This window comes from Ruegeria sp. G7 (assembly GCF_056535465.1).
Map to the genome: position 1 here is coordinate 64,248 of NZ_JBQFIL010000002.1, position 12,246 is coordinate 76,493.

12 protein-coding genes and 1 tRNA gene are annotated in these 12,246 nt (G+C 58.9%); 8 read left to right on the forward strand and 5 right to left on the reverse strand.

The annotated features are described in order from the left end of the window. A complete protein-coding gene (locus ACR3EN_RS17085) occupies positions 1–636 on the reverse strand; it encodes a hypothetical protein (protein ID WP_480820927.1) in 636 nt (211 codons plus the stop codon). A 538-nt stretch (positions 637–1,174) separates the two neighbouring features. Between ACR3EN_RS17085 and ACR3EN_RS17090 the strand changes: the two genes are divergently transcribed. Continuing rightward, a tRNA-Leu gene (locus ACR3EN_RS17090) sits at positions 1,175–1,259 on the forward strand. A 13-nt stretch (positions 1,260–1,272) separates the two neighbouring features. Here the strand turns inward: ACR3EN_RS17090 and ACR3EN_RS17095 are convergent. Then, a complete protein-coding gene (locus tag ACR3EN_RS17095) occupies positions 1,273–1,890 on the reverse strand; it encodes a TetR/AcrR family transcriptional regulator (RefSeq protein WP_480820925.1) in 618 nt (205 codons plus the stop codon). A gap of 149 nt (positions 1,891–2,039) precedes the next feature. On the opposite strand from ACR3EN_RS17095, the gene ACR3EN_RS17100 reads away from it, so the two are divergent. The 6 genes from ACR3EN_RS17100 (at position 2,040) to ACR3EN_RS17125 (ending at position 7,494) form a co-directional block, all read left to right on the forward strand. Then, positions 2,040–2,969: an AEC family transporter gene (locus ACR3EN_RS17100; protein WP_480820923.1), complete on the forward strand. Its 930-nt coding sequence runs from the start codon at positions 2,040–2,042 to the stop codon at positions 2,967–2,969. 103 nt (positions 2,970–3,072) lie between these two features. Continuing rightward, entirely contained in the window at positions 3,073–3,906 is an 834-nt protein-coding gene (gene fghA, locus ACR3EN_RS17105) for an S-formylglutathione hydrolase (protein WP_480820921.1), read from the forward strand. A gap of 3 nt (positions 3,907–3,909) precedes the next feature. Then, a complete protein-coding gene (gene sthA / locus ACR3EN_RS17110; protein ID WP_480820919.1) occupies positions 3,910–5,370 on the forward strand; it encodes a Si-specific NAD(P)(+) transhydrogenase in 1,461 nt (486 codons plus the stop codon). After that, entirely contained in the window at positions 5,367–5,822 is a 456-nt protein-coding gene (locus ACR3EN_RS17115; RefSeq protein WP_480820917.1) for a YaiI/YqxD family protein, read from the forward strand. The genes sthA and ACR3EN_RS17115 overlap by 4 nt, the downstream gene beginning before the upstream one ends. Positions 5,823–5,968: 146 nt before the next feature. After that, the gene (locus tag ACR3EN_RS17120; protein ID WP_480820915.1) at positions 5,969–6,589 is read left to right on the forward strand and encodes an HAD family hydrolase; all 621 of its coding nucleotides are present in this window, start codon (positions 5,969–5,971) and stop codon (positions 6,587–6,589) included. Further along, entirely contained in the window at positions 6,586–7,494 is a 909-nt protein-coding gene (locus ACR3EN_RS17125) for an ornithine cyclodeaminase family protein (RefSeq protein ID WP_480820913.1), read from the forward strand. Before ACR3EN_RS17120 ends, ACR3EN_RS17125 begins: the two co-directional genes overlap by 4 nt. Here ACR3EN_RS17125 and ACR3EN_RS17130 read toward each other — a convergent pair whose 3' ends face one another. Further along, positions 7,495–8,736, reverse strand: a complete 1,242-nt coding sequence (locus ACR3EN_RS17130; protein WP_480820911.1) for an MFS transporter — start codon at positions 8,734–8,736, stop codon at positions 7,495–7,497. It lies immediately after the preceding gene. Positions 8,737–8,882: 146 nt separating this feature from the next. Here ACR3EN_RS17130 and zapE point away from each other — a divergent pair, with 146 nt between their 5' ends. Continuing rightward, complete coding sequence (zapE, locus tag ACR3EN_RS17135; RefSeq protein ID WP_480870384.1) at positions 8,883–9,941, forward strand: cell division protein ZapE; 1,059 nt, start codon at positions 8,883–8,885, stop codon at positions 9,939–9,941. A 59-nt stretch (positions 9,942–10,000) separates the two neighbouring features. Here the strand turns inward: zapE and ACR3EN_RS17140 are convergent, their stop codons facing one another. Both ACR3EN_RS17140 and accD read right to left on the reverse strand, forming a co-directional pair. After that, complete coding sequence (locus tag ACR3EN_RS17140; RefSeq protein ID WP_480820907.1) at positions 10,001–11,275, reverse strand: bifunctional folylpolyglutamate synthase/dihydrofolate synthase; 1,275 nt, start codon at positions 11,273–11,275, stop codon at positions 10,001–10,003. Then, a complete protein-coding gene (gene accD, locus ACR3EN_RS17145; RefSeq protein WP_480820905.1) occupies positions 11,272–12,198 on the reverse strand; it encodes an acetyl-CoA carboxylase, carboxyltransferase subunit beta in 927 nt (308 codons plus the stop codon). The genes ACR3EN_RS17140 and accD overlap by 4 nt, the downstream gene beginning before the upstream one ends. Positions 12,199–12,246 lie beyond the last annotated feature (48 nt).

A 12,246-nucleotide genomic window follows, 5' to 3' on the forward strand; every position in this document is an offset into this window, starting at 1 on the left:
TCAGCCTCCGGTGCCAGTTGCGGCGATCTGGTCCCCTGCCCCGTCAGGCAGGCTAGCCAGCGTGTCGATACGCGCGATCAGATCCAGCGCATTGCCGAGGATTGCAGCCTCGGTCCGAGGCGAGATGGACTCATAAGCCAGAGAATCAGCCAGAATTTCGATCGAGCGAAAGCCTTCGCCGTTTTCCAGGCACGCAACACGGCGTCCGGTCGGGAAGTCTTGTGATTTGTGGGCAGGCAACGGCATGCGGGCATTGGCCAACAGGTAGCGATTGCCTGAGTGAGTGCGCAGAGCGATCCCGAATCCCGTGCCAGGATGCTGGCGGTTCAGGGTTTTCAGCTCACCAATGAAACTTTCGCGTGCAAGACCGACGACGTCTTGCTCGGAGGCAGCGGTATTGATCTGGTTGGTCACGACAGAGACCCTTGTACTGGAGTTGAGCAGAAACTCGTACGATGCCAGATGGCAAAAAAGACTCATTAACTCCTGCGTCTCATCAATCATGATCACCGCGGTGTTATTTTGACGCGAATAAGATTTTTTGGCGTTTGAAATGTGGCGTAAATATGATCCAAGCCCACGGAAATGCCTCAACCAATGCGGGTATTTTGCGGTCATTTCAACAAATGCGAACACGCGGGTGGGTCATTCAAGCTGGAAATCCGGATCGAAGTATGGTTTTGACGCGTAATCGGAAATAATCTTAACATATTGTTATATCTAGAATAATTTTATCTGTCTGCAGCGCAATTGGGTAAGCACTTGAGCGCGGCGATGTGGAGATGGCGACTGGGCGTTAAACGGTTCGATGATCAACTCGTTTCGCCAGAATTATGGTATTCTACCTAAGATAGTAATCAATATCGCGCCAAAAGGGCGTTCTGTTGCGGTTTCGGAAACCGAAATCCTGTCATGTGGCGTCTGAGGATTTAATGGTGCTCCTTTCAGGCAGACGGTGTTGCGCTACAAAGCTGCCAAGCGAGATTTCGCGACGCTGACAGATATCCTGTGTTCACAAGTGCCGCGATGATGATGTGGTTTGTGCGAAGGCCGTCGACTCCGCCGGCATTCCTCGCGCGGTCTCACAATCTTTGAGCCGGACGGATTTTACCTCTCGCCCTCCCCCAAAAGCTTTGCTATTGAGCGCGTCATTGCGGTGCTGTGTCACCGGATTGCGGGTGTGGCGAAATTGGTAGACGCACCAGATTTAGGTTCTGGCGCCGCAAGGCGTGGGGGTTCAAGTCCCTCCACCCGCACCACGAATTTCCACTGTCAGACGCCGTAGCGCGCCATAAACATGTCGACTGCCTGCAGGGCGACCTCATCGATTTCGCTCTGCGCAAAACTGTTTTGAATACCAAAGGCGGCCTTGCCCCAAAGGCGCACTTTACACAGCTCCGAGAATTGCTCGGCCGCGATATTGACGTCTTCGATCGCCAACTCACCTTTGGTGACGGCCTTGGTCAGATACTCGGCCATCTTGCGTTGACCATTCTGCGGTCCAGCCTCGTAAAAGGCATTGCCGAGATCGGGAAACCTGTCGCGTTCCGCAACGCAGATGCGGAACACCTGCTGCGCAAATTCCGAGACGAGAAACGCTGTCAGTTGCGTCGCAGCGATGAGCAACACTTCACGCGCCGGTTTGGTCTCGTCGATCATTGCGATGACCCGCTCGGACATCAGACGGCATTCGGTCTGCACCACTTCGGTGAACAAAAGCCGTTTGTCAGGGAAATAGCTGTATAGCGTCGCCTTGGACACGCCTGCCGCGCGCGCGATGTCATCAACGCTTGCACCTTCGAACCCGTCCGCCATGAACACCTCTCGGGCCCCGCGCAAAACTTGGTCGAATTTCCGGCCGGTGCGCAGGATGGTGGCGGCTTGGGTCATGGTGGCTCCTGATTTGGTTATTCTGCAACAGTATAAACCGGTCGGTTCAGTTTCAATGTTTTTCGCGGGGATAGCGGTTTTATCACGGATCACTCGGCTCGCCGGTCAAGCGCCCTTGCGACAGAAGAAAACCATGCTACCACTTCCGCATGGTCGAGATTTTCCTGCGTACCCTTCCCTTCTTTGCGATTATCGGCCTGGGCTTTTGGGCGGGTCGCAGTCGGTTCTTTCCCGCAGAAGCGACCGCATATCTGACGAAATTCGTTTTCTTCTTTGCCCTGTCGGCGATGCTGTTTCGCTTTGCGGCCACCCTGCCCTTTGCCGAGATCTTCGATGGACGCCTCGTCATCGGTTATCTTTTGGGTACTATGGGGGTCTATGCGCTGGCTACGTTGGTAGCCTATCTGAGGGGATTGGACATTCCCACTGCGGCGGTCGAAGCGCAATGTGCGGCTATCGGAAACGTCGGGTTTCTGGGCCTGCCGATGCTGGCGCTTCTATTCTCCGAGGCGGCAATTGGCCCGGTAATGCTGGTGCTGACAGTCGATCTCGTGGTCTTCTCCTCGCTGATCGTGATCCTGATCAACGGGGGCCGAGAGGGGCGGATAAGCCTTGGCACCATCCGCCTGATCGGTCGCGGTCTTCTTAAAAACCCTATGATCCTCTCGATCTCGGCCGGATTGATCTGGTCGGCGCTCCGCGTGCCTATGCCTGCGCCATTGAACGACTTTCTGACCATTCTGGGCGGTGCGGCCACGCCGGGCGCCTTGTTTGCGATTGGCGCCTCGCTGGCCGACAAATCCGCCGAGCGGATACACATTGCAGGGTGGTTGAGTTTTTGCAAACTGGGTCTTCATCCCCTCTTTGTAGCGATCATGCTCATCTGGTTGATTCCCATCGCACCGTTTCCGGCGATGGTGGCGATCGCGGCGGCGTCGCTGCCGGTTGCCGGAAATGTCTATATGCTGGCCGCGCATTACGGTGTAGCGCCGCAGCGGGCCTCGGCAGCGATCCTTTTGTCCACACTTGCCAGCATTGTGACCGTGCCGTTCGTGATCGGCTGGATCAGCACCTTCTGATCTTCACCTTTTCGAAAAATACTCCCGCCGGAGGCACCCGGACTTTACGCCAGCGCCTTGGACCGTTAGCCATGGCGCAGACATAACGCGAGGAAACAACCTGATGGAAACCCTTTCGGAAAACGCCTGTTTCGGTGGTGTGCAGGGCGTGTATCGCCATGCCTCCTCGGCCTGCAAATGCGACATGACATTTGGTCTGTTTCTTCCGGCCGAGGCCAAGGATGGGCCGGTTCCTGTGCTGTGGTATCTTTCGGGGCTGACCTGTACGCATGAAAACGCGATGACCAAGGCAGGCGCGCAGGGTTGGGCCGCGGAACAGGGCATTGCGCTGGTGTTCCCTGATACCTCTCCACGGGGTGAAGGCGTTGCCGATCACGAGGATTACGATCTGGGTCAGGGCGCAGGGTTCTACGTCAATGCCACCCAGACCCCTTGGGCACCCCATTTCAATATGTGGGACTATATCGCCGATGAGCTTCCCGCGTTGCTGACCGAGACCTTCGCGATTGACCCCGACCGTCAGGCCATCACAGGTCATTCGATGGGCGGTCACGGTGCATTGACGCTGGCGATGAACCTGCCGGGACGGTTCCGGTCGGTATCGGCCTTTGCTCCGATCTCGAACCCGACGGGTGCAGATTGGGGGCGCAAGCAGCTCAGCGCCTATCTGGGTGATGATGAGGCGGCATGGGCCAAGCATGATGCCTCGATCATGATGCGCAGCACCGGTTTTGACGGCCCGATCCTGATCGACACTGGTGCGGATGATCAGTTCATGGACCTGCTACGCCCAGAGGCTCTGGCGCAGGCGATTGCCGAACGTCGTCAGCAGGCCACCTATCGCCTTCAGCCCGGCTATGATCATTCATATTATTTCGTATCCACCTTCATGGAGGATCACGTCACATTCCACGCCGAGGCGCTGTACGGAGACTGAGGCATGAGCAAATTTGACTATGACCTGATCATCGTGGGCTCCGGGCCGTCGGGCCGGTCAGCGGCCATTCAGGCGGGCAAGCTGCAGCGCCGGGTATTGGTGATCGACCGCAAGGACCGTTTGGGCGGCGTCTCGGTGCATACGGGCACGATTCCCTCAAAAACCCTGCGCGAGACGGTGTTGAACCTGTCGGGCTGGCGTGAACGCAGCTTTTATGGGCGCTCTTACCGCGTGAAGGACCAGATCCGGGCGGAGGACCTGAAAGCGCGTCTGCACATGACGCTCGATCACGAGGTCGATGTGTTGGAGCATCAATTTAACCGCAATCACGTTGAAACCCTGAACGGGCTGGCGCGCTTTACCGGTCCTCATGAGATCGAAGTGGCCACAGACGCGGGCGAAACAACGCGGCTGACGGCGGCCAAGTTCCTGATTGCGACAGGCACCAAGACTTATCGACCCGATTATGTGCCTTTTAACGGGAAGACCGTGGTGGATGGTGACGATTTCCTTGAGATGGAGGAAATCCCCCGCTCGCTCTGCGTTATTGGCGCCGGTGTGATCGGGGTTGAGTACGCTACAATGTTTTCGGCGCTGGACGTGCGGGTGACGCTGATCGAACCGCGTGAGACGTTTCTGGATTTCATCGACAAGACGCTGATCCACGATTTCACCCATCAGATCAGGGAAAACGGCGTTGATCTGCGTCTGGGATCTGCGGTTGAGAAAATCGAGGATGCCGGGGCCCATGTCGAGGTCACATTGGACAACGGCCGTCATGTGCGCGCCGAGATGCTGCTGTTCGCTGCCGGACGCATGGGTGCGACCTCGGCCCTGAATCTGGACGCGGTGGGGATCGAGACCGATCACCGCAACCGCATCAGCGTGGACCGGAAAACCTATCAGACCTCGGTGCCGCATATCTATGCAACGGGCGATGTGATCGGGCATCCTTCGCTGGCTTCGACCTCCTTGCAGCAGGGGCGGGTCGCGGCCTGTCATGCGCTGGAAACACCAACGCTGCCGGAAAGCCCGTGGTATCCCTATGGCATCTATTCGGTTCCCGAAATCTCGACCTGCGGTATGTCCGAGGAAGAGCTGCAGGAACGTGGTATTCCTTACGAAGTTGGTGTGGCGCGGTTCCGCGAAACTTCGCGCGGGCATATCATGGGGTTGGAGCATGGGATGCTCAAGATGCTGTTTTCGCTCAAGACCCGGCGGGTTCTGGGTGTACAGATTGTGGGCGAAGGCGCGACCGAGTTGATCCACATTGCACAGGCGGTTCTAAACCTGAAGGGCACCGTGGACTATTTTGTGCAGAACACGTTCAACTATCCGACGCTGGCCGAGGCCTATAAAATTGCGGGTCTGGATGCGTTCAACCGGATGCCCATCCCCGACGAATTCAAGGTGCGCAAAGCGGCGGCCAAGGCCAAACCCGCGAAACAGGCCAAAGAGGCGTGACAACGCTCTATATCGATGGCGACGCTTGCCCGGTAAAGGCCGAGGCTGAACGGGTGGCGACGCGCCATAGGGTCCCGATGGTCGTGGTCTCGAACGGAGGGTTGCGGCCGTCGGCCAACCCTCTGGTACAGGTTGTCATCGTGTCCGAGGGCGCTGACGAAGCAGATAAGTGGATCGCCGAGCGCTGCGGGCCGGGGGATGTGATCGTGACCTCGGACATCCCGCTGGCCGCCAAATGTGTCGAGGCTGACGCGCGTGTGCTGCGCCCCAATGGCGAGGCGTTTACCGCAGCCAATATCGGTCAGCAGCTGGCGATGCGCGATCTGATGGCTGATCTGCGTGCTGCGAACCCGTTGGGCGCAGGGGGTGGCGGCAAACCCTTTGGCAAGGCCGACCGGTCCCGGTTTCTGGACGCTTTGGAACGGGAAATCCGGGCAGCGCTGCGCGGGTAAAGCTCCCGCCGGTCGGAGACGCATCGAAGATGCGCCACCTCCCGTTGGGCCGGGCAGCGCGTTCCGCGCTGCGGTTGGTGCTTGCATATCCCGACGGGGATTGGTTCAGTCCGGGGTGGGCGCAACAGGTTGAACGGGATCGCATTATGGCCATCAAAGCCGTCATCTTTGACATCGGAAACGTGCTGATCGAGTGGCAACCCGAACGCTATTATGATCGAGTGATTGGAGAAGAACGCCGCCGCGCCATGTTTGCCGAGGTCGATCTGCACGGTATGAATGATCTGGTCGATCAGGGGCATCATTTCACCGACACAATCTATGATTGGGCCGAGAAATACCCGGAATGGCGCGATGAGATTCGCATGTGGCATGACAAGTGGATCGAGCTTGCAACGCCTGAAATAACGCACTCGGTCCGCCTGCTGCGGGCGCTGCGCGCTAGCAATGTGCCGGTCTTTGCGCTGACCAATTTCGGGGTACAGAATTTCGACTATGCCACCACGGTCTATCCGTTTCTGAACGAGTTCGACCGGCAATATGTCTCGGGCCGGATGAAAGCAGTCAAGCCGCACCAGCCGATCTATGAGATGGTTGAGGCGGATTGTGGTTTGCCGCCCGATACCCTGCTGTTTGCGGATGACCGGATCGACAATATCGAAACGGCGCGGGCACGCGGTTGGCGGACCCATCACTTTCAGTCGCCAAAGGGCTGGGCGGATCGTCTGGTGGCCGAAGGGCTGCTGTCCGAGGATGACGCGCGTTGAGCGTGTTGCAGATACCGTTCGCCGCAGGTGAGGCCAATCTGGACTGGATTGAACTGACCGAGGCCCTTGCCGCAGGTCATGAGCGCCCAAAGGCGCAGATCGAGGATACGTTTTTGTACCGTGGCGATGACACCCTGTTGTCGCGTTCGGCCTGGGTGGATGGTCTGGGGATTGCGGTTAAATCGACGACGATTTTCCCGGGTAATGCGCAGATCGGGCGGCCGGTGATTGATGGTTCGGTCAGTATCTATGACGACGCGGATGGGCGGCTGGCTGCGCTGGTTGATTTCTTTCTGGTGACAAAATGGAAGACTGCCGGTGACAGCCTGCTGGCGGCGCTGCGATTGGCCAACCCCGATAGTCGCAGCATTCTGATCGTCGGCGCCGGTCCCGTGGCGGAATCGTTGTGTGAGGCTTTCGCGGCGGGGTTTCCGCACGCCCGGATTTCGTTGTGGAACCGGACAAGCGCCAAGGCCGAGGCCCTTGCCAGCAAGCTAGGCAATGCCGATGTCGTCTATGATCTGCCAGATGCGGTGAAACGTGCGGATATCGTCGCCACCGCTACGATGAGCACGCAGCCCATCATCAAAGGGGAATGGCTGCGCCCTGGTCAGCACCTCAATCTGGTCGGGGCTTACCGCCCGGACATGCGCGAGGCTGATAACGTGGCTCTGCAACGCGGAATGATCTATGTGGACAGCTTTGACTCGACGGTGGACCACATCGGTGAAATCAGAACCCCGATCCTGGAGGGGGCTGTTTCGCGCGATGATCTGGTCGCGGATTATTACGCGCTTGAGGCGTTCTCGCCCGACCCATCGGCGATTACGATCTTCAAGAACGGCGGCGGGGCGCATCTGGATCTGATGACCAGCCGCTATATCATCGACAAATATCAGGACTGATCAGGCCGGGGCGACAGTGCCCACACGGTTTTCGCGGATTGGCAGGTGGACGATCGCGCTGAACGCGCCGATCCCGACGCCGATCCACCAGACCAACGTGTAATCACCATACAGGTCATACATGCGACCCCCCAGCCAGATACCCAGAAAGCTGCCGATCTGGTGGCTGAGGAATACAATGCCATAAAGCGTACCCATGTATCGCAGCCCAAACAGATGCGCGACAAGGCCCGAGGTCAGCGGAATCGTCGCCAACCACAAAGATCCCATCGCCAGCGAAAACGCGATCACCGTCATCGGTGTGATCGGGAACAGGATGAAGGCGGCAGCCGCGATGGTGCGGCCCGTATAGACCGCCGCCAGTAGGTATTTCTTGGGAAAATGGTTTCCGGCCCAACCCGCCAACAGGGTGCCCCCGATATTGGCGAGGCCAATCAAAGAAATAGCGATCGCCCCCAAGGCTGAGGTGGTGGTGATGCCGATGGAATGCAGAACCCCTCCGGGTTCGATTGGGCCGCACATTTCGGTTACGAAGGCTGGGAAATGTGCCGTGATAAAGCCCAGCTGATAACCGCAGCTGAAAAATCCGATGGCGATCAGTGCATAGGACGGATCGCGTAGCGCCTTACCGAGGATTTGCCCCATGCGTTCTTCCAACTCGGCCTTGGCAGCCGGTTGCGGTGCGCGCATGTAAGGCAAGGTCAGCACCAGCGCCAGAATTGCTGCGGCAAAGATCAGAAAGACTTGCTGCCAGGACAAGAAACTCAGAAGCCACTCGGCCAAAGGTGCACCGATCACCTGACCAAAGCTGCCCGCCGCAGTGACAATCGCCAGCGACATCGAACGGTTTTGATCGGACGAGGCCCGCCCGACAACGGCCAGCACTACGCCAAAGCCCGTTCCGGCGATGCCAAAGCCCACGAGCCAAGCGTAGATCTGGTGCCCGAACGGCGTGACAGACCAAGCGCTGAGCACCATTCCCGCAGCATAGGTCAGCGCGCCCAAGACGATGGCACGCCGGTCTCCGACCTTTTCGGCGATCGCCCCGAAGATAGGTTGCCCGATGCCCCAGGCGAGGTTCTGAATGGCAATCGCCATCGAGAAATCAGTGCGCAGCCAGCCGAACTCATCTGCGATGGGGATCTGGAATACGCCAAAGGACGCACGCACCGCGAAGCTGACGGTGATGATGATGCACCCGACGATCAGGATCGGGTTCAGCAGGCGGGCGGATTGCGACATGGGGGCTCCGGTATCTTGGGACGCCCACGTTAGCGGCAACGCAGGTTGCGTCAATTCAGGAGTTTTGCGGCTTCGGTTCAGCAAAATTGATGTGCCCGGAAAAAGGTTTCTTTTCAATGGGCGGGCCGGAGGTTATGCCTCGGTCTATGACGAATTTGATTTCGCTCTACGAGGCGCGCATCGCCGACGGCGCGCTGACGCGGGATGACGCGCAAGAGGCGGTTCTGCCCCGGTTTGAACGCATCCGCGCGGCTGTGGCCGAACCAGTCAAGCGTGGCTTTTTTCGCAAAACCCCGCCCCCGCCGAAAGGACTTTATCTGTGGGGGGGTGTTGGGCGCGGGAAATCCATGCTGATGGATATGTTCGTCGAGACGCTGGAGGATATTCCGGCCCGGCGGGTGCATTTTCATGCCTTTATGCAGGAAATCCACGCCGGGCTGCACAAGGCTCGCGAAGATGGGGTAGAGGATGCACTTGCACCAGTGGCTGACGCGGTGTTGGCCTCTGCCAAGGTGCTGGCGTTTGATGAGATGCAGATCACCGATATCACTGATGCGATGATTGTGGGTCGGCTGTTCGACATGCTGCATGCGGGCGGAGTTGTGGTTGTCACGACCTCCAACCGGCATCCCGATGATCTGTACAAGGATGGCCTGAACCGGCAGCTGTTCCTGCCGTTCATCGCGCATATCAAAGAACAGCTTGAGGTGTGGGAGTTGATCTCGCCCACTGACTATCGTCAGAACCGGCTCAAGGGCTCGCCGGTTTACTTCTCACCCATCGGCCCGGAGGCGCGCGAGAAAATTCGCAGGGTCTGGCAGGACCTGTCGGGTGGCCCGGCGGAGCCGCTGGCATTGCAGGTCAAGGGCCGCGAGGTGCTGCTGCCCGCGTTTCGCAACGGCGTGGCACGGGCCTCGTTTTATGATTTGTGCGGTCGGATGTTAGGGCCAGGGGACTATCTTGCCATTGCCGAGGCCGTCAAGGTTCTGGTGCTGGAAGATGTGCCACGGCTGTCGCGAAACAATTTCAACGAGGCCAAGCGGTTTGTGACCCTGATCGACGCGCTCTATGAGGCGAAGGTGCGATTGATCTGTTCCGCGGCGGCGGAGCCCGAGATGTTGTATGTTGAGGGTGAAGGGACGTTCGAGTTTGAGCGTACTGCGTCGCGCCTGCGTGAGATGCAGGATCAGGATTGGGGGCGGTAGGGGCTCTGCCCCCGTCGCCCTTGGCGACTCCCCCGGGATATTTTTAGCCAGATGAAGTTTTAGCGGTTTTCGCGCAGGATGTTGCCCGCCAGGTAGAGCGACCCGCAGATCAGGACGCGGGCTTGCGGGTCTTCGGCAGTGATTGCGCTGAGCGCCTCGGCGACGCTCTTTGCGGTTGTCGCGGGCAGGTTGACCTGAGCCGCGGCAGCGGCGGTGTCTTCGGCGCTGAGCGTGTTGGCCTCGCCCGGGATGGAGACCGCAGTCAGTGTGGAGGCTTGCGTCGCCAAAGGCGCGAGATAGCCGGTGACGTCTTTAGTATTCAGCATGCCGCAGATCATATGGGTCGGCTTTTTCGGCAGCTTTGCCAGCACGTCCGCCAATGCAATACCGGCGGCGGCGTTGTGGCCGCCGTCCAGCCAGAGCTCTGCCTGTGGTGCCTGATCGATCAGGGGGCCTGCTTTCAGGCGCTGCATCCGCGCGGGCCATTCAGCATGAGTGACGGCTGCCTCGTAGGCTGCCTCGCCCATCTGCAGGTGGCGCAGGACAGCAAGGGCAGCGCCCGCGTTCTGGATTTGGTGTGCGCCCAGAAGATTGGGCAGCGGAAGGTCGCGCAGTCCGGTTTCATCCTGATAAACAAGGCGGCCGTTTTCTTCGTGCACGTGCCAGTGCTGGCCATGGACCATCAGCGGTGCGCCAAGACGGGCGGCGGTGTATTCGATCACCTCCAGCGCCTCATCTTCCTGGGGGCCGACGATGCAGGGCACGCCCGGTTTGATGATACCCGCCTTTTCGGCGGCGATCTTGCCCAGAGTGTTGCCGAGGAATTGTTCATGGTCGATCGAAACCGGTGTGATCACGGTCACTGCGGGCTGTTCGATCACGTTGGTTGCGTCCAGACGACCGCCCAAGCCCACTTCAAGAAGTGTGTAATCGGCCTTGGTGCGGGAAAAAGCCAGCAATGCGGCGCAGGTGGTGATTTCGAAATAGGTAATGTTCTCGCCACCGTTGGCGGCGTAGCATTCGTCCAGAACAGCGCTCAGCGCGGGTTCCGAGATCAGCTGACCGGCCAGTCGGATACGTTCGTGGAACCGGGCCAGATGGGGCGAGGTATAGGCGTGAGCCGAGCGCCCTGCCCCCTCCAACCCGGCGCGGATCATTGCCTGGGTCGAGCCTTTGCCGTTGGTCCCGGCAATGTGGATTACGGGTGGTAGTCTCAGTTGCGGATTGTCGAGCGCTGCCAGCAAACGCCAGACGCGGTCCAAGGTCAGGTCGATGATCTTGGGGTGCAGCGCCATCATCCGTTCAAGGATGAGGTCCGAGCTCTGGCTGGTCATTTCTCGCCTGTGTCCTCGGTCGGGGCGTCTTGGGCCACAGGTTCCGGCGCGGGCAGATCGCCTTTGACTGCTGGGGGTTGATTCATAAGCATGCGGGTGATGGTGATGAGTTCATCGCGCATTTCGGTGCGCTTGGTCACACGGTCCAGCATCCCGTGATCCAGAAGGTATTCGGCGCGCTGGAACCCTTCGGGCAGTTTTTCGCGAATGGTCTGCTCGATTACGCGGGGGCCCGCGAAACAGATCAACGCGTTTGGTTCTGAAATATGCACATCGCCCAGCATTGCATAAGACGCCGTGACGCCGCCCGTCGTCGGGTGGGTCAGAACGACGATATAGGGCAGGTTTGCCTCTTTCAGCATCTCAACTGCTACCGTGGTGCGGGGCATCTGCATCAGGCTGAGGATGCCCTCCTGCATCCGCGCACCGCCCGCCGCCGAGAACAGGATCAGCGGGCGCTTCAGCTTTACCGCCTCTTGCGCGGCGGCGATGATCGCATTGCCGACATACATGCCCATCGAGCCACCCATGAACGAGAAATCCTGCGCAGCGGCCACGATGGGTGTGCGCCCGATCTCGCCCGAGGCGACCAGCATCGCCTCTTTCTCGCCAGTCTTTTTCTGCGCGGCTTTCATCCGGTCGGGATATTTTTTCTGATCGCGGAACTGCAGCGGATCATCTTTGGGCGCAGGTACCTCAACCTCGGTGAAAATGCCGCCGTCGAACAGGTGGCTGAATCGATCACGCGGGGTGATCGCCATGTGGTGATCGCATTGGGTGCAGACATTCTGGTTTTCCGCCAGCTCGCGATGGAACAACATCGTTCCGCACTCGTCGCATTTGTGCCAAAGGTTTTCAGGCACTTCACGGCGCGAGAAGATCGAGTTGATCCGGGGGCGGACGTAGTTTGTGATCCAGTTCATGTCGGAACCTTGCTGAGACTGCGTTGACGTCAAATAAGACGCTACGGA

Bases quoted from the DNA above. Each gene is read 5' to 3' on its own strand.
- ACR3EN_RS17095 (WP_480820925.1), bottom strand. From the start codon at position 1,890: ATGACCCAAGCCGCCACCATCCTGCGCACCGGCCGGAAATTCGACCAA.
- ACR3EN_RS17100 (WP_480820923.1), top strand. From the start codon at position 2,040: ATGGTCGAGATTTTCCTGCGTACCCTTCCCTTCTTTGCGATTATCGGC.
- fghA (WP_480820921.1), top strand. From the start codon at position 3,073: ATGGAAACCCTTTCGGAAAACGCCTGTTTCGGTGGTGTGCAGGGCGTG.
- sthA (WP_480820919.1), top strand. From the start codon at position 3,910: ATGAGCAAATTTGACTATGACCTGATCATCGTGGGCTCCGGGCCGTCG.
- ACR3EN_RS17120 (WP_480820915.1), top strand. From the start codon at position 5,969: ATGGCCATCAAAGCCGTCATCTTTGACATCGGAAACGTGCTGATCGAG.
- ACR3EN_RS17130 (WP_480820911.1), bottom strand. From the start codon at position 8,736: ATGTCGCAATCCGCCCGCCTGCTGAACCCGATCCTGATCGTCGGGTGC.
- zapE (WP_480870384.1), top strand. From the start codon at position 8,883: ATGACGAATTTGATTTCGCTCTACGAGGCGCGCATCGCCGACGGCGCG.
- ACR3EN_RS17140 (WP_480820907.1), bottom strand. From the start codon at position 11,275: ATGACCAGCCAGAGCTCGGACCTCATCCTTGAACGGATGATGGCGCTG.
- accD (WP_480820905.1), bottom strand. From the start codon at position 12,198: ATGAACTGGATCACAAACTACGTCCGCCCCCGGATCAACTCGATCTTC.